The organism is Streptomyces sp. H51 (genome assembly GCF_035656535.1).
Lineage (GTDB): Bacteria > Actinomycetota > Actinomycetes > Streptomycetales > Streptomycetaceae > Streptomyces.
Window position 1 is genome coordinate 65,362 of the sequence record NZ_JAYMHD010000077.1, and the last position, 20,810, is coordinate 86,171.

At 72.0% G+C, this 20,810-nt stretch carries 15 protein-coding genes; 4 read left to right on the plus strand and 11 right to left on the minus strand.

What is annotated here, in order from left to right; genetic code table 11:
- Positions 1-195: 195 nt before the first annotated feature.
- Positions 196-1,263 carry a BMP family ABC transporter substrate-binding protein gene (locus tag VKA29_RS29225; RefSeq protein ID WP_324789002.1) on the minus strand — a complete coding sequence of 356 codons (1,068 nt, stop codon included), beginning with the start codon at positions 1,261-1,263 and terminating at the stop codon, positions 196-198.
- 444 nt (positions 1,264-1,707) lie between these two features.
- On the minus strand, positions 1,708-2,934 hold the full coding sequence (locus tag VKA29_RS29230; RefSeq protein ID WP_324789247.1) for an amidohydrolase: 1,227 nt from the start codon (positions 2,932-2,934) through the stop codon (positions 1,708-1,710).
- A 422-nt stretch (positions 2,935-3,356) separates the two neighbouring features.
- Here VKA29_RS29230 and VKA29_RS29235 point away from each other — a divergent pair, with 422 nt between their 5' ends.
- Complete coding sequence (locus VKA29_RS29235; RefSeq protein ID WP_324789003.1) at positions 3,357-4,064, plus strand: class I SAM-dependent methyltransferase; 708 nt, start codon at positions 3,357-3,359, stop codon at positions 4,062-4,064.
- A gap of 334 nt (positions 4,065-4,398) precedes the next feature.
- On the opposite strand, the gene VKA29_RS29240 is transcribed toward VKA29_RS29235, so the two are convergent.
- The 4 genes from VKA29_RS29240 to VKA29_RS29255 form a co-directional block, all read right to left on the minus strand.
- Positions 4,399-5,463: a hypothetical protein gene (locus VKA29_RS29240; RefSeq protein WP_324789004.1), complete on the minus strand. Its 1,065-nt coding sequence runs from the start codon at positions 5,461-5,463 to the stop codon at positions 4,399-4,401.
- Between the two features lie 40 nt (positions 5,464-5,503).
- Entirely contained in the window at positions 5,504-6,442 is a 939-nt protein-coding gene (locus VKA29_RS29245) for an N-acetylneuraminate synthase family protein (protein ID WP_324789005.1), read from the minus strand.
- A gap of 14 nt (positions 6,443-6,456) precedes the next feature.
- A complete protein-coding gene (locus VKA29_RS29250; RefSeq protein ID WP_324789006.1) occupies positions 6,457-7,731 on the minus strand; it encodes an N-acylneuraminate cytidylyltransferase in 1,275 nt (424 codons plus the stop codon).
- Between the two features lie 80 nt (positions 7,732-7,811).
- Entirely contained in the window at positions 7,812-9,191 is a 1,380-nt protein-coding gene (locus VKA29_RS29255) for a DUF6716 putative glycosyltransferase (RefSeq protein ID WP_324789007.1), read from the minus strand.
- A 198-nt stretch (positions 9,192-9,389) separates the two neighbouring features.
- Here VKA29_RS29255 and VKA29_RS29260 point away from each other — a divergent pair, with 198 nt between their 5' ends.
- Positions 9,390-10,376: a glycosyltransferase family 2 protein gene (locus VKA29_RS29260; RefSeq protein WP_324789008.1), complete on the plus strand. Its 987-nt coding sequence runs from the start codon at positions 9,390-9,392 to the stop codon at positions 10,374-10,376.
- Positions 10,376-11,707, plus strand: coding sequence for an alpha-2,8-polysialyltransferase family protein (locus VKA29_RS29265; RefSeq protein WP_324789009.1), 1,332 nt, complete (start codon positions 10,376-10,378; stop codon positions 11,705-11,707). The genes VKA29_RS29260 and VKA29_RS29265 overlap by 1 nt, the downstream gene beginning before the upstream one ends.
- Before the next feature lie 721 nt (positions 11,708-12,428).
- On the opposite strand, the gene VKA29_RS29270 is transcribed toward VKA29_RS29265, so the two are convergent.
- Positions 12,429-14,762, minus strand: a complete 2,334-nt coding sequence (locus VKA29_RS29270) for a glycosyltransferase (protein ID WP_324789010.1) — start codon at positions 14,760-14,762, stop codon at positions 12,429-12,431.
- On the minus strand, positions 14,759-16,228 hold the full coding sequence (locus VKA29_RS29275) for a glycosyltransferase family 29 protein (protein ID WP_324789011.1): 1,470 nt from the start codon (positions 16,226-16,228) through the stop codon (positions 14,759-14,761). Before VKA29_RS29275 ends, VKA29_RS29270 begins: the two co-directional genes overlap by 4 nt.
- Positions 16,229-16,439: 211 nt before the next feature.
- Here VKA29_RS29275 and VKA29_RS29280 point away from each other — a divergent pair, with 211 nt between their 5' ends.
- Positions 16,440-17,558, plus strand: a complete 1,119-nt coding sequence (locus VKA29_RS29280) for an acyltransferase family protein (RefSeq protein ID WP_420718589.1) — start codon at positions 16,440-16,442, stop codon at positions 17,556-17,558.
- 159 nt (positions 17,559-17,717) lie between these two features.
- Here the strand turns inward: VKA29_RS29280 and leuE are convergent, their stop codons facing one another.
- The 3 genes from leuE to VKA29_RS29295 form a co-directional block, all read right to left on the minus strand.
- Positions 17,718-18,368, minus strand: coding sequence for a leucine efflux protein LeuE (gene leuE / locus VKA29_RS29285; RefSeq protein WP_324789012.1), 651 nt, complete (start codon positions 18,366-18,368; stop codon positions 17,718-17,720).
- Between the two features lie 43 nt (positions 18,369-18,411).
- Positions 18,412-18,987 (minus strand): Uma2 family endonuclease, encoded by a 576-nt coding sequence (locus VKA29_RS29290; protein ID WP_324789013.1) that lies wholly within the window; start codon positions 18,985-18,987, stop codon positions 18,412-18,414.
- 92 nt (positions 18,988-19,079) lie between these two features.
- Complete coding sequence (locus tag VKA29_RS29295) at positions 19,080-20,660, minus strand: acyl-CoA mutase large subunit family protein (protein WP_324789014.1); 1,581 nt, start codon at positions 20,658-20,660, stop codon at positions 19,080-19,082.
- Positions 20,661-20,810: the final 150 nt, after the last annotated feature.

A 20,810-nucleotide genomic window follows, 5' to 3' on the forward strand; every position in this document is an offset into this window, starting at 1 on the left:
CGACGGCAGCGGGAGGGCTGGACGCGTTGATGGCGCACTCTCCTCGGGGGAAGGGGCTGCGTAAGGGGAGGCAGGCGTCGGCGACGCTAGCGCGACAACTCAGCGCTACACGCGTAGAGTTGACACATCGTTATGGCTCGGCGGGGGCTTGTCGTGCGCCCCTCGCCGAGCCTTGGTCCGGCGGGAACCGTCAGGTCACGGGGTGGTCTTGACCTTGATGTCGCCGTCGACGATCTTCTTCTGGGCCGCGTCCAGCTTGGCCTTTATGTCGTCGATGAAGCCGCCGCTGGTGGCCAGCGAGACACCGTTCTTGGCGAGCGAGTAGACGTTGTTGCCGGTCAGCGGCTTGCCGTCGTGGACGGACTTGACGAAGTCGTAGACACCGACGTCGACGTTCTTGACCATCGAGGTCAGGATCGAGTTCTTGTACTTCGCCAGGCCCGGGATGTTGTACTGGTCGGAGTCCACGCCGATGGCCCAGGCGCCCTTGACGCCGCTGACGGCCTCGAGCGCGCCGTTGCCGGAGGAGCCGGCCGCCGAGTAGATCACGTCGGCGCCGTTGTCGAGCATGCCGGACGCGGCCTCCTTGCCCTTGTCGGGGCTGACGAAGCCGGAGGTGTCCGAGCCGTGGCTCAGGTACTGGGTGTCGACCTTGACCTTGGGCTTGGTGTCCTTGACGCCCTGGACGTAGCCCGCCTCGAACTTCTTGATCAGCGGGTTGTCGACGCCGCCGATGAAGCCGACGTGGTCCTTCTTGGTCTTCAGCGCCGCGGCGACACCGGCCAGGTAGGAACCCTGCTCCTCGGTGAAGGTGATGCTGTCGACGTTCTCGGCGTCCACGACCGAGTCGACGATGCCGAAGCTGACCTTCGGGTACTTCGCGGCGACCTTGGTCATGGAGGTGGCGTAGGCGTAGCCGATACCGATGACCGGGTTGTAGCCGGCGTCGGCCAGGTCGGTCAGGCGCTGCTCGCGGTCGGCCTCGGTGTCGGAGGTCTTGGCGGTCAGTTCCTTGATCGAACCCTTGAACTCCGCCTTGGCCTTGTCGGCGCCGCGCGCGGCGGAGTCGTTGAAGGAGCGGTCGCCGCGGCCGCCGACGTCGAAGGCGAGGCCGATCTTGACGCCGCCCTTGCCGCCGTCGGAGGACGAGGAGGACGACTTGTCGCTGCCCTTTTCGGAGGAGGTGCTGCCACAGGCAGTGGCAGACAGTGCGAGAGCTGCGGTGGCGATGCACGCAGCGGAAAGCTTGGCTACCCGGCGCACGGGAGGCTCCTTCACCTGACCTGAGCGCCATGTCGGCGCTTTTTGTGAGCACCATGCGGTGCCCGGGCCGAGACGCCCCGGCGGCGTCGGCTTCGCGGCATCGTAACGCGCGTAGATGTCGGAAAGAGACCTCTCCGGAAGCCGTTATCGATTCGAGGCAAACAGCGTCTGAACTGAGGGTCTGCGGCTGCCGCGGCGACCGTTGCGGTCTGTTCACAAATGGCTTACGGACGTGTTGCGCCGGGGGTCCGGACGTCCCCGGAGCAGGGACGTCCGGACCATTGCGCGGGCCGGCCGGGCCGCCGCGCGGGCGTCGCGGGGACCGGCGGGAACCGTCAGGAACCGGCATTGACCGGTTGAAACCGGCGTTGCCCGGCTGGAACCTGCGTCGACCGCTGAGACCCCTCAGGTCAGGGGAGTCTCAGCGGTCCGTTCGGAGAGTGTTCAGCGTTCCGCCGCGTCCAGGAGGGCGGCTGCCGTGAACAGTTCCACGCCCACCGTGATCGCCGACTCGTCGACGTCGAAGTCGCCCTGGTGCAGGTCGCGCACGGTCCGCTCGCCCGGGGGACGCACACCGAGGCGGGCCATCGCGCCGGGCACGTGCTCCAGGTACCAGGAGAAGTCCTCGCCGCCCAGGCTCTGTTCGGTGCCCTCCACGGCGTCCGGGCCCCGCCGGGCGGCCATGGCGTGCCGCAGCAGATCGGTGACGGCCTGGTCGTTGACCACCGGCGGGACACCGCGCACGTAGTTGATCTCCGACTTGGCGCCGTGCAGGTTGGCGACCTCGTCGATGGCGGCGACGACGACGTCCGGCACCTGCCGCCAGGTGGCGAGGTCCAGGCAGCGCACCGTCCCGGAGAGCTCCGCGTGCTGCGGGATGACGTTCGGGGCGTGGCCGGACTCGATACGGCCCCAGGTCACGGCGAGGCCGCTGCGGCTGTCGACGCGGCGGCCGACCAGCGCGGGCACGTCGGTGGCGACGCGGGCGGCGGCGGTGACCAGGTCGGTGGTCAGGTGCGGCCGGGCGGTGTGGCCGCCGGGGCCGTCGAGGGAGACCTCGAGCCGGTCGCAGGCGGAGGTGATGGGGCCGGTGCGCAGCCCGATCCGGCCGGCGTCCACGCGGGGGTCGCAGTGCACGGCGACGATCCGTCCCACTCCCTCCAGCACCCCCCACTCGATGGCGTCGGCGGCGCCGCCCGGCAGCACCTCCTCGGCGGGCTGGAAGATCAGCCGGACCGGCTGCGGCAGCCTGCCCTGCCGGTGCAGGTCGGCCAGCACCAGGCCGGCGCCGAGCACCACGGTGGTGTGCACGTCGTGCCCGCAGGCGTGCGCCCGGTCGGGCACGGTGGAGCGGTAGGCGCACTCGCTCTTGGTGTCGGGGATGGGCAGGGCGTCGATGTCCGCCCGCAGCGCGAGCGCGGGGCGGTCACCGGCCCAGTGGCCGATGTCGCAGACGAGTCCGGTCCCGGCGCCGAGCACGCGCGGCTGCAGCCCGGCCTTCTCCAGCCGTGCCTTGATCGCGGCGGTCGTGCGGAACTCCTGGTTGCCGAGTTCCGGGTGCATGTGCAAGTCGCGCCGGAACGCGATGAGTTCGGTACGCAGCGCCTCGGGCAGCGTGCCGGGAAGCAGCGCTTCCGCGGCCGGCAGTTCGACTTCGGACTCCAGTGACATCAGTTGCTTCACCCTCTGAAGGGTAGGACGCCGGGACGGCCGACCGAGCCTCGATCAACAAACTTCAGCCCGTCAGACGAAGAAAAACTCGCCCCTCGGCGCATGGGATTCGGTTGAGGTGGGTAAACCACTCCTTTCTCTACGCATACCACGCTCCGCTCCCGCACGGCGCGTCTGTTCACCTGTCGGAACCGTCCCCCGCCGCCCGCGGGCCCGGCCACACGGCGTTCGCGGCGTACGGCCACTCGGTGCACGCGAACCGCATACCCCCGCATACCCCCGCGACGCGCGTCCCATGAGCGCGGCGGTCCCCGCGTGAGTGCGGCGGTCCCCGCGTGAGTGCGGCGGTCCCCGCGGTCCGTCGGTGCCGGACCGGTGAACCGCCGGACACGCGCCGGGCTCCGGGGCTAGGGTCCGGCCACGTGAACGACGACACCCCCGACTTCGTCCGCGCCACCCGGGCCTCGTACGACGAGATCGCCGATCCCTACGCCGAGCGGCACCCGGACAGCCTGGCCCACCATCCCCTGGACCGGGCGCTGCTCACCGGCTTCGCCGAGCTGGTCCGGGCGGCCGGCCCGGCTCCCGTCGCCGACGTCGGCAGCGGCCCCGGGCACGTCACCGCGCGGCTGCACGCGCTCGGGGTGCCGGTCTTCGGGGTCGACGTCTCGCCGCGCATGGTGGCGCTGGCCCGCCGGGCGCATCCGGGGCTGCGCTTCCAGGTGGGTTCGATGCTGCGCCTCGACCTGCCGGACGGGACGCTGGGCGGGGTGCTCGCCCTGTACTCGGTCATCCACGTGCCGGACGAGCACCTGCCGAGGGCGTTCGCCGAGTTCCACCGCGTGCTGGCGCCCGGCGGGCACGTGCTGCTCGGCTTCCAGTCCGGCGACGAGGAGGGCCGGATGCGCCTCACCGAGCGCTTCGGCCGGGAGATCGGGCTGGACTACCACTGGCGTACGCCCGAGACGGTGGCCCGGCAGCTGGCTTCGGCGGGGCTGCGGCCGACGGCCCGCGTGCTGCGCGAGCCGGACGGCGAGGAGACCCGCCCCCGCGCGTTCGTACTGGCGCACAAGCCGCCCGCGGCACCGCGCCGACCGGAGGCAGCCGCAGGCGCGGTCACATCGCGCTGAGCGCCGACAGGCGGTGCGGGCCGCGTCCGTCACGCCTGGAGGGGAGGCCCCGCCGGCGCGGACAGGCGCGGGGCGCACCGGCCCTGTCCGCTGCCGAAACCCGCACGCGGTGCGGGGCCCGGGCCGGACAGCCGGACCAGGATGACCCGCACGGCCCACCAGGGAAACCGCAGGCGGTGCGAGGCCCGGGCCGAAGAACCGGGCCAGGGCCAGGGGAACCGCACGCGGTGCGAGGCCCGGGAGCGGACAGCCGGACCGGGGCCAGGGGAACCGCACGCGGTGCGAGGCCCGGGAGCGGACGGCGGGACCGGGGTGACTCGCGAGGCGCGCCGGGTCACACGGCGGTGACCGCCGACAGGCGGTGGACGTCGCGGGCGGTGTCCGTCACGCCCGACAGGAAGCCCTGGGCGCGGGGCGAGGCACGGTCGGTGAGCCAGGCCGGGTCTATGTCGCAGACGGCGACGCGGACCGGGGTGCCGGCCAGGGCGAGGGGCAGGGTGTGGACGACCGTGGAGGGGAAGCTGAGGATCGTGCGGCCGACCGGGCCGCGGCGGGCGATCAGCTCCAGCGGGAGGTCCGGGCGGACGACCTCCAGGCCGGTCTCCAGCACCAGCCGGTGCAGTTTCTCGGTGCTCTCGCGCCGGTGCGCGAAGTAGCGGGTGGCGCCGTGCGCCCTGGCCAGGGCGCGCACCGCCTCCAGGTAGCGCTCGGCGTCGACCACGCCGGTCTCCACCAGGGAGGTGCCCACCATGTCGGCGCCCTTGGTGATGCGGGGCGGGCCGAAGCGGGCGCGGGTCCAGGCGAAGGCGTTCACCGTCACCGTCACCCCCTCCGGCCGCTCGTCCACCGGCATGGCGGAGAAGATCTCCACCTGCCGGTTGCCGCCCGGCGTCAGGCGCCGGCGGGCCGAGGAGGAGACCGGGGCGAAGAGCAGGTCCCGCGGGCCGGGGCGGCCGCCCTTGCGGTGCCAGCGCACCAGGCGCTCGCCGCGGGCGAGCTGGGCGACGAACTCCATGGTGGCGGTGCCGTCGTCCACCACGACGAGGGCGGGGGCCTTGGTGATCGTCAGCAGCAGTTGCACGTAGCGGGAGAAGGGGTCGCCCAGCACGACGCGGTCGGCGCGGCGGAGCATGCCGGCCAGGCCGCCTATCGTCTGGAACGGCGCAGCCGGGCCGCCCCTGGCCTCCTCCCAGCGGACCTCGTGGCCCTCCTCGCGGGCGAGTTCGGCCATCCGGCGCAACTGGCCGCGGGTCATCGGGTCGGTCGGGGACAGCACGACGAGGGTGAGCTCCGCGCCGGGCGCGTGGGCGTGCGCCCACTCCAGCACGTTCAGCAGCTGTACCGGGCTCTCGACGAACGCGAGAGTGGAGTGCCCGGCGGATCCGGCGCGGCGGCTCATCGGCGTGTGACCGTTCCCCTGGTTGGTGTCGCCCGGACCGTCAGACCGCGACCGGCTCGCCCGCGGCGGCGGCGATCTCCGCCTCGGCGACCACGCCGGAGACGCGGCGCAGCTTCTTCATCGGGCCGAGCTCGGAGTCGTAGACCTTCTTGACGCCGTCGCCGAGGGACGCCTCGATGGTGCGGATGTCGCGCACCAGGCGGGTGAGGCCCTGCGGCTCGACGGAGGCGGCCTGGTCGGAGCCCCACATGGCGCGGTCGAGGGTGATGTGGCGCTCGACGAAGGTGGCGCCGAGGGCGACGGCGGCCAGCGTGGTCTGCAGGCCCGTCTCGTGGCCGGAGTAGCCGATCGGGACGTTCGGGTACTCCTTCTCCAGCGTGTTGATCACGCGGAGGTTCAGCTCGTCGGCCTTCGCCGGGTAGGTCGAGGTGGCGTGGCACATGAGAATGTTGTCGCTGCCGAGCACCTCCACCGCGTGGCGGATCTGCCGCGGCGTCGACATGCCGGTGGACAGGATGACCGCGCGGCCGGTGGCGCGCAGGGCGCGCAGCAGCTCGTCGTCGGTGAGGGAGGCGGAGGCGACCTTGTGGGCCGGCAGGTCGAACTTCTCCAGGAAGGCGACCGCCTCGGTGTCCCACGGGGACGCGAACCAGTCGATGCCCTTCTCCTTGCAGTACTCGTCGATCTGCCGGTACTCGTCCTCGCCGAACTCGACCCGGTGGCGGTAGTCGATGTACGTCATCCGGCCCCAGGGGGTGTCGCGCTCGATGTCCCACTGGTCGCGCGGGGTGCAGATCTCGGGGGTGCGCTTCTGGAACTTCACGGCGTCGCAGCCGGCCTCGGCGGCCACGTCGATCAGCTTGAAGGCGTTGTCCAGGTCGCCGTTGTGGTTGATGCCGATCTCGCCGCAGATGTAGACGGGCCTGCCCGGGCCGACCTCACGCGAGCCGAAGGTGCGCAGACGGGAGTGGGTGCTCATGGCGGGGACTTTCCTTACTTGTCGAGGGAATCGAGAGAGGGGCCGAGGATCCAGCTGGCGATCTCCCGGATCGCGCCGTCACCGCCGGGGACGGTGGTGACCGCGCGTGCGGCGCCGCGCACGACGTCGTGGGCGCTCGCGACCGCCACGGGCCAGCCGACGAGGGCGAAGCACGGGAGGTCGTTGACGTCGTTTCCGACGTAGAGCACGCGCTCGGGCGCGATGCCCTGCTCCTCGCACCACTGCTTCAGCGCGAGGTCCTTGCGGTCGATGCCGTGCAGGACCGGGATCTTCAGCTTCCGGGCCCGGGCGGCGACGACCGGGTTCTGCTCCGTGGAGAGGATCAGCATCTTCAGCCCGCTCCTGCGCAGGGCGGCGATGCCCAGCCCGTCCCCGCGGTGCACGGAGACGAACTCCTTTCCGTCGGCGTCGATCAGCACCCGGTCGTCGGTCTGGGTGCCGTCGAAGTCCAGGACGACCGCGTCGACGTCGTCGGCGGCCGGCAGGGCGCCGGGCCGGTCCGCGTCGAAGAGGGGCGCGAGGGCGCGGGCGCGGGCCAGGTCGTGCGGGTCGTCGATCTCCAGCACCCGGGCGGGGTCGGTGCGCACCAGCTCCGTGCGGCCGAAGAAGCGGTGCCGGTGCTCGCGGAAGCCGGCGGCGTCCATCGCGTAGGCGGCGCCGGTCTCCAGCAGGTCCTGGGGGCGGTCCTGGCGGCGCGGGCGGTAGGACTTGTCGTGGTTGACGCCGTAGCCGCCGCCCGCCGCGTCCGTGCCGGACGGACCGGCCGGGTCGAGGACGGCGTCGCCGGCGTCGGCGGCGTCGCGCCAGACGAACCCGTGGAACGGCGCCACGGTCACCGCCGTGTCGGCGCCGTTGTCCACGACCGCGCCGGCCACCCCGTCGATGTCCTCGCGGACCAGGAACGGGCTGGTGCACTGCACCAGCAGGACCGCGTCCACGCGGGCGCCGTGCAGGGCCTCGTGGGCGTCCAGGGCGTGCAGCACGGCCGCCTCGGAGGTCGCCGTGTCGCCGGCGATGGCGGCGGGCCGCAGCACCACCTCCGCGCCGGCCTCGCGGGCGGCGGCGGCGATCGCCTGGTCGTCCGTGGAGACCACGACGTCCGTCACCAGGCGGGTGGCCCGGCACTCGCGCACCGCCCGCGCCACCAGCGGCACGCCCCCGACGGGGGCGAGGTTCTTCGCGGGCACGCCCTTGGAGCCGCCTCGCGCGGGGATCACCGCGAGCACCCGGCGCACCGTCGCGCCGTCTCCCGCTTGCGGACTGGACATGGGTTCTGCTCCTCGGAGTGGGGTGGGGCGGCTCACGTCCCGCCAGGTGGGGCGGCTCACGTCCGGCCCGGTGGGGCGGCTCACAGCTCGCCCATCCGCCGGATGACGGGTGCCACGCGCTGCACCCCGTGCCGGTAGGCGCCGCGCGCCGCGCGGCGCACGATCTGCCGGACCGGACCCGGCTCGCGGTCGGCGGCGGGCGCGCCGGGCAGCGGGCTGCCGTCCGGGCCGAGGTGGTGGCGGGCGAGGATGCCGGGCAGGTAGCCGGGCGCCGTCGCGGGCGTGTAGTACGGGGTCAGCGGGGGCAGCCCGGCGGGCTGGGCGAGCAGCTTGGCGACCCGCTCGCGGGCCGCGTCGAAGGCGGTGGCGTACGCCCCTCCGCCGGAGGCGACGCCCTGCCGGGCCACCCACTCCTCGTCGGCCTCGGGCCGGTGCCCGGCGTCGAGCCGGTCCCAGGAGGCGAGGCAGCCGGATCCGACGAAGTGGTGGTTGCCGAGCGCCTCGCGCACGCCCAGGTCGGTGAGGACCACGGTCGGGATGCGGCGGTGCAGCGACTCCAGCGCGGCCGTCGAACTGATCGTGACCAGCAGGTCGGTGCGGTCCAGGACCTCGCCCATGTTGCCGTACACCAGGCGGAGGTTGGCGGGCAGCTCGAACCGCTGCGCCAGCTTCTGGTAGGGCAGTTCCTCGATGTGGGTGGTGTGCTCGCCCGGCTTGGAGCGCAGCTTGAGCAGCACCTCGCGCTCGGGGTGCAGGCGCGCGTGCCGGACCAGCCGCTCCAGCAGGTAGGTACGGTCCCGCCGGTTGTCCGGCACGGACGGCTGGGCGGCGAACACCACGGTGTACGGCCTGCGTTCCGGCTCCGCGGCCAGGTCGCGGCCGCCGTCGTAGGCGGCTCCGCCGAGGAACGGCAGCGCCACCTCCGTCACCGACGAGGCGTCGGCGCCCACTCCCTCGTAGACCGCGCGGAAACGCTCGGCGTCCTGGCGGGAGTTGGCGAGCACCAGGTCCGCGCCGTGCCGCAGCAGCAGACCGTCGGCGAGCTTCTCGTAGACGACGCCGACGTAGCCGGTGACGACGACGGGACGCCTGGCACGGCCCTCCCAGACCCGCTTCAGGCCGTGCAGCACCGCCTGCACGCCGCCGCCGACGAGGGCGAGCACGACGACGTCGTACTCCCCTTCGGCCATGGCGCGCAGGAACTCGACGGCCGTGACCTCGCGCAGGGAGTCGACGCGCACGCCGACCTCGGCGAGCTGGCGCGCGGTCGGCGTGGACCGGCCGCGCAGCAGGAATCCGTCCAGTTCGGGGCCGGCTTGCGCACCCTCTGCCTCTGCCGAGGCGGTTTCCCCGGTCGGGCCCGGGGCGATGCGCGCCGCGGTGAGGGCACCCCATTTCCAGCGGGTGTCGGAGTCCGCGAGCACGGCGATTCGCGTGGGCTTCGGTGTACTTGGTGGCACGACGAAGACGCTAGGAAGCAATTCCCAGGAATGGCCCAACCACATCTCAACAAAGAGTTAACAACAGCCCGCCTGGAACCGAACTGGCTCGTCAAACGCCCTCAAGAACGCGCGATGCACCGTTCCGACACATCGAGTTCATCCCCTGTACGCCCACCGGAAAGTTCCGCAGCCGGGCGCCCTCCTAGGGTTTCTCGAGTGCCAAAGCTTTCCGTGATCGTGCCGTTCTACAACGTCCAGCGATATGCGCCGGACACCCTCAGAAGTCTTCGCCTGAACGCCCGCCCGGATTTCGAGTTCATCCTGGTCGACGACCATTCGACGGACGAAACTCCGGCCATTCTGGAGCGTGCGGCCGAGGACCTGTCCGGGGCCGCCCGAGTGCGCCTCGTCCGTCATGAGAAGAACGGAGGGCTCGCCACCGCGCGCAACACCGGTCTGGACGCGGCGGGCGGCGAGTACCTGACGTTCCTGGACGGCGACGACTGGCTGGCCCCCGGTTACCTGACGCGCCTGGCCGGCGCGATCGAGGAGCTGGGCTGCGACTTCGTGCGGACCGACCATGTGCAGGCCACCGCCCGCGCCCGGACGGTGCACCGGGTCCCGCACGGGCGCCGCTGGGAGGTGCTCGACCCGCGCGGGGCGATCCTGCCGGCCAACCGCACGACCTCCGTGGACTACGCCTACGCGTGGGCCGGCGCCTACCACCGGCGGCTGCTGGAGCGGGGGCTGCTGCACTTCACGGACGGGCTGCGCACGGCCGAGGACCGGCCGTGGATCTGGAAACTGCACCGCGAGGCGGAGTCGTTCGCCGTGGTGAGCCTGCTCGGCGTGTTCTACCGGCGCGGGGTGGCCTCCTCGCTGACCCAGATCGGCGACGCCCGGCAGCTCGACTTCATCCGCGCCTTCGACCAGGTGATCGAGGAGACCGCGGCGGACCCGGACGCGGCCCGGCTGCTGCCGAAGGCGGTGCGGACCTACTGCGCGATCATCGACCACCACCTCTCCGACGAGGCCAAGTGGGAGCCGACCGTCGCCAGGCAGCTGCGGTCGCTGACCGCGGCCGCGATCCAGCGCATGCCGCAGGACGCCCTCGGCGACGTGCTCGACACCATGGACCTGCGCCGTTCCGCCAGGCTGCGACGGCTGCGGCGCCGGATCACCACAGCGAAGGCGGCTTCCTGATGTCCCGTACCACCCGGATCTACTGCGCCTCCACGCTCTACGGCGCCGCCACCCTGGCCGCCGCGCTGGATTCCGACTGCTTCCCCGATGCGGACCGCGAACTGCTGCTGGTGTTCAACACCTCGGCGATCCCGGAGACCACCCCGGCGCTCGACGAGATGCCGGGCTTCGAACCGCTGCGCGGCCACTTCGACGCCGTGCTGTCCTGGAACGAGGCCATCCGCCCGTTCCACCCGGGCGCCTGGGTACCCCGCCCGGACGACGTCCCGCTCTTCGAGCGCTACCTGCGGCTGCTGTGGGGCCTGGGCGAGGACCGGGTGGAGCTGATCGTGGAGTCCCTCCAGGTCGCCCCCGCGCAGACGGTGGCCCAGTTGTTCGCCGACGCCCCGATCGACGTCTACGCCGACGGCCTGATGAGCTACGGCCCCACCCGCAACAAGCTCGACCCGCTGATCGGCACGCGGGTGCGCCGGCTGCTGCACCTGGACCTGGTGCCCGGTCTGACGCCGATGCTGCTGACCGAGTTCGGCGTTCAGGCGCAGGTGGTGCCGACCGCCGCGTTCCTGAAGACGATGACCGAACTGAGCGCGGCCGTCCCGGACCTGCCGGTGCTGCCGGACGGCTCGGCGCTGCTGCTCGGCCAGTACCTGTCCGCGCTGGACATCCTCACCCCGCAGGAGGAGGAGGATCTGCACGTGCGGATGGCGCGGGGGGCGGCCGAGCGCGGTCACCGCTCGATCGTCTTCAAACCGCACCCCAGCGCGCCCGCCCGCTACAGCCGCGCCCTGGAGGCCGAGGCCGGGAAACTGGGCGTGGACCTCACCGTGCTGGACGTGCCCGTCCTCGCCGAGGCGCTGTTCGCGCAGTCGCCGCCCGGCCTGGTCGTCGGCTGCTTCTCCACCGCGCTGTTCACCGCGTCGGCGTTCTACGGCCTGCCGGTGGCCCGCGTCGGCACCGAACCGCTGCTGGAGCGCCTGGCGCCGTACCAGAACAGCAACCGGGTGCCGGCCGTGCTCGCCGACGCGCTGGTGCCGGACCTGGCGGGCCGCAAGGCCGAGGACCCGGTCCCCGACGGGACGCTGAACGACCTGGTCACCGCGGTCGGCTTCACCATGCAGCCGCAGCTGCACCCGGACCGGCGCGCGGAGGCGGAGCGCTATCTCTCGCGCCACCTCGGCCCGCGCACCCTGCGCTACTTCAAGAAGAAGCGGCTCACCTCGCTGGGGCTGCCGGGCGGCATCCCGGAGCGGCTCGCCTTCCTGCCCCGCAACGCCACCGCACGCCGGGTGGTCCGGCGGGCCCGCGCACTGCGGAAGGCGGTACGGCGCTGAGCTGCCCCGGGCCGGCGCCACGGCCGGGGCTTCCGGGCCGGCGCCACGGCCGGGGCGGGCGGCAGGCCGACGACGGCCGGCGGACGGCGCCCGGCGGACGGCGGAAGACAGCCGGCGCCCGGCGGACGGCGGAAGACGGACGGCCGCCGGGGAGCGAAGCGCAACGGGGAAGACGGCTTCCGGCGCGGCACGTCGGGATGCGGTTGAGCAACCCGGAGTTCGACGCCTCGCCGGGGCCGACGCCGAGGCGCTGCTCCCTGACCCGGCAGCGCACGGCCCGGTGGCGTCCCTCCCACGGGGAAGGACGGCACCGGGCCGGCGTGCGCGGCCGCTACAGCAGCACCCCGAGGTACTGCACGATGCTGGCGAGAAGGTCGGTGATCATGTCCTGCTCCTAACGCGCTTGGGGAGTGGGGAAGAAGTGCTCCGCGACACGGTCCGCAACGGTGCGTGACTTGTCGCTCACACAAGGTTATTGTTGCTCGTTTCGGCCGCCTCGACGCGCGCTCGGACCACTGCCCACCTCTTCGTGGGAAGCGCTCCCCCGATCGGCGGGCCGCCGGGATGCGCCCCGGGCTTCCCGCCGGTTGCGCGGTCTCCCTGCGGGCGCACGACACCACCCGCTCCGGGAAAGGGCCGGCCGCCGCCGACCGCAGGGGTGCGCGGCGGCCGGCCTTCCCCGCCGGTTCGGCCACGTCGTCGGCGAGGGCCGTCGCCGTGGTCAGCCGCCCAGGACGACCCGCAGGTCGGCGGCGTTCGCCTCGGTGACCTTCCACAGCTCCTGCTGGCGGCCGTGCACGTCGGCCACGGTCTTCGCGTGGTCGGCGAGCAGCTCCCGGGAGCGCTCCACCAGGCGGGCGGCGAGGTGGCGGTCGTGCACGGAGACACCCCACTCGGGCCGCTCGATGTCGCCCAGGAAGTACGCCATCTTCGGGTGCGAGATCAGGCTGATGATGGGTGTTCCGCAGCCGAACGGGATCATTCCGGCGTGCCCGCGCATGCCGATGACCAGCTTGGTGCGGGCGTACAGGTCGAGGATCTCCTTGTTCTCGAAGTCGTACATCGGGATGACCGGCAGCGAGATGCCGTGCTCGCGGCGCAGGTCGAAGGCGATCTTCTCGTCGTCGAGCGAGTGCGCCACGCACCGCACCTCGGCGAGCTCGCCCAGGTCCCTGACCGCCTGCGCCATCTGGGCCAGGAAGTAGCCGTAGTCGTGGCCGAAGCGCAGGCCGGCGCGGTCGTAGGCGGCGTTGATCAGGATGGTGTCGTCGCGGCGGGCGGGGTCCTGCCAGCCCGGCACGAGCTGCCGGGTGACCGTCGTCGGGCAGGGCTGGAAGCGCACCTTGTCCTGGAGACGGGCCGGGAGCATGGCCCGGACCTTCTCGATCGAGCCGTGGTTGCGCAGCCCGAAGAAGGAGGACCGCTCGACGAGCAGCCGCAGCGACTGGCGGAACCGGCCGGCCCGGTAGGACTGGCCGTCGAAGGCGTTGAAGCCCACCGCGAACACCGAGATCGGCACGTCGATGCGGTCCAGCAGCTCGTCCGGGACGTTCCACTGCCAGGCGCTGTTGCCGTTGGGCATGGTGTCCGGGATGAACAGGCCACCGCCGCCGATGACCAGGCCGCGGCGGGCGTTGACCCGTTCCAGGGCCGCCTCGTCGAAGAGGCGGTGGGCGTGCACGGAGTGCCAGCGGCGGGAGGTGGTGTCCGGCCCGAAGGCGAGGCGGACGCTCTCCGGCAGCAGCTTGTCGCCCGCGTTGCCCTGCCGGTCCATGTAGAACGCGACGTGCGCCAGCTGGTCCTCGGGGGCGCCGAGTTCCTGGGCCGGCACGGAGGACGCGCGCTGCGCCCACAGCCGGCTGGAGCGGTGGGTGGGGTCGACGGACAGGCCGGCCGTGGCGTGCTTCAGCGCCTGGACGTTGTCGCCGTGCACCCACGCGATCTGCGCGAGGCGGGCGTGGGCGGTCGCGGCCCGGTTGGGGGCGGCGGTGGCCAGCAGCAGCTGCGCCTTGGCCTCCGCGTAGCGCGAGACGCTCATCAGGGCGTGGCCGAGGACCTCGTGCGGCCACGCCTCGTCGAGCGGGACGCGGACGCCGCTCAGGATGTCGACGGCGTCCTGGTAGTCGCCGGAGGCGATGTGCGCGGCGGCGACCTTGCGGGCGACCTCGGCGTCGCCGGTGCGGGCGACGTGCGGGGTGCCGTAGTGGACGAGCAGGTCGTGGTGGAGGCCACCGGAGGAGGCCAGGTAGGCGGCGTGGAAGTCGGCGTCGGACAGGTCGAACTCGCGCCAGCGGTCCTCGGCCTGGCTGTAGCCTGCCTCGCCGCCCTGCCACGGCTTGTGGCGGCCGGTGAAGTGCAGGATCGCGGTGTCCTCGGGGACCGGCAGATCGCCGGACAGCCGCCGCTTGACGAAGTTGTAGCGGGGGTCGAGGCGGACGAAGTCGCCGTCCAGGACGGCGTTGAGGATGCCCTGGTCGTGCTTGTCGAGCTCGTAGTCGCCGCTGCGCCCGCACCGGTCGAGCTTGGCGCAGAACTCGTCGCTGAGGTACTCGCGCTGGATGACCAGCAGGCCGGAGTTGAGCTTGTGCTGTCCGTAGAAGAACTGCGGCACGGCCGCCAGGCCCTCGCGCAGCCTGAGCAGCTCGCCCAGGTCGCCGAGGACGACCATGTCGGTGTCGAGGGTGATGACGGTGTCGTACTCGCGCAGCCGGAAGACGTCGAGGATGAAGTACGCCTTGCGGACCAGGTAGTTGTCCTGGTCGCCCTTCTTGTACGAGTCGTAGTGGTCGGCGTCGACACGCTTCAGGACGATGCGCGGGTGCAGGTCGCGGATCTTCGCGACGGAGCCGGGACGCAGGTCGTCGTACAGGACGACGAAGTCCTCGCAGACGCCCGGGTTGGACAGGGCGAGGCTGCGCAGCAGGACGAGGAAGCCGGGCAGGTAGTTCTCGTCGACGTAGGAGGCGAAGGCGATGCGGCGCTTGCCGGTGAGCGCGGAGGCGTCGGTCGCCGGGGCCGGTCCCGCGGCGGGCGCGGTCAGGGAGGTCGTGGTCATCGCAGGGATATCCTCATGTCGGTCACGCTCTGGGCCCGCTGCATGACCCATTCCTTCTCGCTGGTGTATTCGTGCACGGACGTGATGGCCAGCTTCATGGCCTCCGGCACGCGGTAGGCGCCGGTCTCGTAGAAGTCGAAGCCGATCAGGTCGAGCCGGGGGCTGACGTCCAGGAAGTCCAGCAGCCACAGCATGTTGAAGCCGGTGGTCGGGATGCCCGACCAGGCGTCGGCGCCGAGCTTGCCGATGTTGCGCAGGGGCCAGCGCAGCGACTCGTCGCCGAGGTAGGTCTGGGCGCCGGGCACCAGGCGGTTGCGCAGCGAGTGCTTCCAGTCGCCGGAGATGCCGCCGAAGACCAGGCGGGTGGTGACCTGCTGGTCCCAGTTGAAGCCGTGCTTGTGGATGGTGGCGTGGATGTCGGTGCGGCCGCCGGTGTGCTTCGGGTCGATCCTGTACGAGTTGAAGCGCACCACGAGGTCGTACGAGTCGATCTCGGCGCCCATCGAACTGGTGCCGACCCGGCCGGAGTTGGCGACGAGGCAGATGGACTTGCCGGTGATCAGGTTGCGGAACTCGCCGAGGCTGATCCACTGCACGCCGCCGACGGTCGGGTCGGCGACGGGGCCGCGCATGCGGCTGCGGCGCTGCTCGGCGTAGAGGGCGAGGGCGTCGGTGAGCGCGGGCAGGTCGACGCCGGGGACCGCGGTGCGCAGGTCGAGGTACTGGCTGAGCAGGTCCTGCCGGTCTGCGACCGGGGCCTCCTCGGCGGCCAGCGTGAGGAGCGCTCCCACCAGCCGGGGCTCGGCCTCGGCCCAGTCGCCGACGGCCTGCGCGGCCAGGCCCTCGGCCCACACCTCGGTGGCGGGGCGGCGGGTGAAGTCCGCGGCGCGCGGGACCTGGCGGCCGAGCAGCGCGAGCAGTTCGCGTTCCTTCTCGCCGGCCAGGCGCAGGCCGGCGATGCGGTTGCGGACGCCGAAGCCGTCGTCGTCGGTGAGGGAGAGGTACTTCTCGTACGCCTCCAGCGCCTCCGTCTCGTCGCCGAGGGCCTCCAGGAGGCGGGCGCGCAGCCGCCAGCCGGCGCGGGAGTTCTTGCGCTGGGCGAGCACCGTGTCGCTGATGACCAGGGCGAGGTTCAGCTCGTCGTCGTAGCCGCACTCCAGCGCCTTGTTGGCCACGGCGAGCAGGGCGTCGAGCAGTTCGTTGCCGATGCCGGAGGCGGCGGGGGCCGCGGCGCCCTTGACGGCACGCTTGAGCAGCGCGGTGGCGCCGCCGGCCGGGGCGGGCGCGGTGGTCGTGGTGGCGGTGGTGCCCCACACGACGAGCAGCTTGCGCAGTTGTTCGGCGAGTTCGACGCGGCGGCGGTCGATGCTGCCGACGAGTTTGCCGCTGTGCACGGCGCAGGCGCGCAGGCAGTCGTCCAGCTCCCCTCCGCGCACACGTGCCCGTCTGTTCTGGACCCTCGTCATGGTGCTCCTGTTGTTTGCCAAGCCAACTGCGGTTCGTTGCCGTTTACCGGCCCGTGGGCGGATGTTGAGAAAAAGTAGGAAGCCAAAACGACCTACAGATGAACTCACCGGGACGTCGGGGCCAATCGTTGGCGGGACCGCCGAGACCCGCCTGTGAGGCGGGCTAACGTGCTCGGAAGTGCCCGCGGAAGAATGCGTCGAGGAGAAGACCGTGACCAGCGTGACCGTCCGGACGGTGGCCGACGCGACCGGCCGGCCGGGACCGCCGGCTCCCCGTGTGCCGAGGCTGCGCGCCCTGGACGGGCTGCGGCTGGTCGCCGCGCTGATGGTGGCGGCCTACCACTACGGCGGCCGGGGCGGCGAGGTCACCGGGGCGTGGGGGAGTTCGGCCGGACGGCAGTTCCCCACCCTGCACACGTACTTCGCCTACGGCTGTCTCGGCGTCCAGGTCTTCTTCGTGATCAGCGGGTTCGTGATCTGCATGAGCGGCTGGGGCCGGCCCCTGAAGTCGTTCTTCGCCTCCCGCGCCGCTCGTCTGCTGCCGGCCTACTGGGCGGCGGTCCTGATCGTGACGGCGGTGTTCGCGCTGCCGGCGGTCACGTACCAGGCGCTGTCACCGAGCGACACCCTGGTCAACCTGACCATGCTCCAGCAGCCGCTGGGCGTGGACCGGGTCCTGGGCGTGTGCTGGACGCTGTGGGCGGAGATCCGTTTCTACGCGCTGTTCGCGCTGTGCGTGGTCCTGCCCGGGGCGAGCCGACGGCGCGTGATCCTCTTCTGCGCCGGCTGGACGCCGGCCGCGGCGATCGCACAGGGCGCGCACATGCCGCTGCTCGACATCGTGCTGATGCCCGAGTACGCGCCCTTCTTCGTCGGCGGCGTCGGCCTCTACCTGGTCCACCGCGACCGCCGCGACGTCTACGCCTGGGGCATCGTCGCCGTGAGCTTCGCGATCGGACAGCACCACGCGGTGCGCAGCCTGTGGAACGCGGCGGACCCGAACGCCTTCGCCCACCGCTCCTCGTTCGGCATCGTCCTCGTCGTCGCTCTCGGCTTCGTGGCGGTCGCGGTGATCGCGCTGGGTGCGCTCGACTGGGCGGACTGGCGCTGGCTGACCGTGGCCGGGGCGCTGACCTACCCCTTCTACCTGGTCCACGAACACCTCGGCTGGGTGGTGATCCGCGGCCTGCACCGCGGCCTCGGGCTGCCGTCGGCTGCGACCTTCGCCCTGACGCTCGCGTCGATGCTGCTGCTGGCCTGGCTGCTGAACCGCTGCGTCGAGAAGCCGCTGACGCCGAGACTGCGTACGGCGCTTTCCAGGGTGCGCTGACCCGGCCGACGCGCCACCGGCGACGGCCGCCGGGCCGATGCGCCACCGGGCCGATCCGCCGCCGGGCCGCCGGGCCGCGCCGGTTGAGGCTCGGGCCGCCGGGCCGCCGGTTGAGGCTCGGCAGCCGCAGACACAGGCATCACGCCGGTCGGCCGGTGATCACACGCTCGCCAGCGACAGCTTCACCGCGAAACCCAGGAACAGCGCCCCGGCCGCCGAGGTCGCCGTCGCCGCGAGCCGCTTGCGGCGACGGAAGGCGGCGGCCAGCCGGGTGCCGCCGAATATCAGCGCGCTGAGGTAGAGCACGCTCGCGAGCTGCGCGAAGACGCCGAGGACCACGAAGGAAAGCGCGGGGTAGGCGTAGCCCGGGTCGACGAACTGCACGAAGAAGGCGACGAAGAACAGGATCGCCTTGGGGTTGAAGAGGCTGATGACGAGGGCACGGCGGTAGGGCCGCTCGTCGGTGACCGGCGCGCCGGCGTCCTCGGGCACGGCCTTCTCCCGCCGCGTGCGCCACATCCCCCAGGCGGCCCGCATCATGCCGGCCGCGAGCCAGGTCAGGTATCCGGCGCCGGCGTACTTCACGATGCCGAACAGCAGGGCGTTCGCCTGCAGCAGCGAGGCGACGCCGGCGGCGGACAGCGTCATCAGCACCGCGTCCCCGCACCACACCCCGGCCGCCGCCCCGTACCCGGCCCGCACCCCGCGCCGGGCGGCCACGGACAGCACGTACAGCGAGTTGGGCCCGGGCAGCAGCACGATGAGCACGAGTCCGACCAGGTAGGTGGGCAGATCGATGACGCCGAACATGCCCGGAGTGTCGCACACGGGTACGACACCCCGCGCGGGTGTTTCAGCCGTCGAGCAGGCTGTCCACGGACAGCTCGGCCCGCACCCCGACCGACTCCGGCAGGAGCAGGTCCTGCCCGCGCTTGAACCGCTGGGGGTCGGGATACTTGCCGTCGGCCGGGTCCGTGTAGAGCAGCACCTCACCGTGCTTGCGGTCGGCGACGAGGTAGGCCGGGACGCCCGCCTGGGCGTAGCACTCGACCTTGGGGCCGAGGTCGTCGGACCAGTTCGACGACGTGATCTCGACGACCAGGCGGAAGACGTTCGGGGCGTAGTAGTTCTTCGTGACGTGGGCGCCGCGGAAGTCCTCGTCGACGATGGAGAGGTCGGGGATCGCGAAGTCCGAAGGCAGGGTGGGCAGCCACAGGCCCACGCCCTGGATCCACTCAGCCCCGCTTCCTTCGATGCCTGCGCGCTCGATCGCCCTGCACAACTTCGTCAACGACAACCCGTGCGAGCCATCCGGCGGCGGTGTCGCAGTGAGCCTCCCCTGGAGAATCTCCACGCGGTGGCCAGGCAGTGCACGGGCGAGCCGGTCGGCGGCCTCGCCCAGGGTCAGCTCCTGCTGCAGTACGGCCATGGCGTCCGCCTTTTCGGGGCCCACTCTCCACGAGAGTATCCGGGGGCGCGGTGTTCCCGCCCCCGGATACTCGTACGAAGGAACCGCGCAGCTCAGAAGGCGTCCGACGGGACGTACGTGCCCCAGATGTCGCGCAGGGCGTTGCAGACCTCGCCGACCGTGGCGCGGGCGCGCAGGGCGTCCTTCATCGGGTACAGGACGTTGTCCTCGCCCTCGGCGGCCTTCCTCAGGGCCGCCAGCGCCGAGTCCACCGCGGCCTGGTCGCGTTCGGCGCGCAGCCTGGCGAGGCGTTCGGCCTGCTGGGCCTCGATGGCGGGGTCGACGCGCAGCGGCTCGTACGGCTCCTCCTCGTCGAGCTGGAAGCGGTTGACGCCGACCACGACCCGCTCGCCGGAGTCGGTCTCCTGGGCGATGCGGTAGGCGCTGCGCTCGATCTCGTTCTTCTGGAAGCCGTGCTCGATGGCCGTCACCGCGCCACCGAGGTCCTCGACCTTCTTCATCAGTTCCAGCGCCGCCGCCTCGACGTCGTCGGTCATCTTCTCGATGACGTACGACCCGGCGAAGGGGTCCACGGTCGCCGTCACGTCCGTCTCGTAGGCGAGGACCTGCTGCGTGCGCAGGGCGAGACGCGCGGACTTGTCCGTCGGCAGCGCGATCGCCTCGTCGAAGGAGTTGGTGTGCAGCGACTGGGTGCCGCCCAGTACCGCCGCCAGACCCTGCACGGCGACGCGGACCAGGTTCACCTCCGGCTGCTGCGCCGTCAGCTGCACCCCGGCCGTCTGCGTGTGGAAGCGCAGCATCAGCGACTTGGGGTTCTTCGCGCCGAACTCGTCCCGCATCACCCGCGCCCAGATCCGGCGGGCGGCACGGAACTTCGCGACCTCCTCCAGGATCGTCGTCCGGGCCACGAAGAAGAACGACAGGCGGGGGGCGAAGTCGTCGACGTCCATGCCGGCCGCGACCGCCGTGCGGACGTACTCGATGCCGTCGGCGAGGGTGAACGCGATCTCCTGCGCCGGGGAGGCGCCGGCCTCCGCCATGTGGTAGCCGGAGATCGAGATGGTGTTCCACTTCGGGATCTCGGCCTTGCAGTACTTGAAGATGTCCGCGATCAGGCGCAGCGACGGCTTGGGCGGGAAGATGTACGTGCCCCGCGCGATGTACTCCTTCAGCACGTCGTTCTGGATCGTGCCGGTGAGCTGGTCGGCGGGGACGCCCTGCTCCTCGGCGACCAGTTGGTACAGCAGGAGCAGCAGCGCGGCGGGCGCGTTGATGGTCATCGACGTCGAGACCTTGTCCAGCGGGATCCCGCCGAACAGCACCCGCATGTCGTCGATCGAGTCGATGGCCACGCCGACCTTGCCGACCTCGCCGTGCGCGATCGGCGCGTCCGAGTCGTGTCCCATCTGGGTGGGCAGGTCGAAAGCGACGGACAGCCCCATCGTGCCGTTGGCGATCAGCTGCTTGTAGCGCGCGTTCGACTCCGTCGCCGTGCCGAAACCGGCGTACTGGCGCATCGTCCACGGACGGCCCGTGTACATCGACGGGTACACGCCGCGGGTGAACGGGTACTTCCCCGGCTCGCCCAGCTTCTGCTCCGGGTCCCAGCCCGCCAGGGCCTCCGGCCCGTACACCGGCTCGATGGGCAGTCCGGACTCCGACTCGCGCGCCATGGTGTGTTGCCTCCCGCTCAGCAGTTACTCGCCAGTTACGCCAGTTCAGACCGACCCTCCGACGGACTGTAGCGTCGGCCGTGCACCGGGTGCAGGGCCGCACCCTGGGACCTTCCTCACAGGGTGTATGCGGTCCCGGTCACAACAATG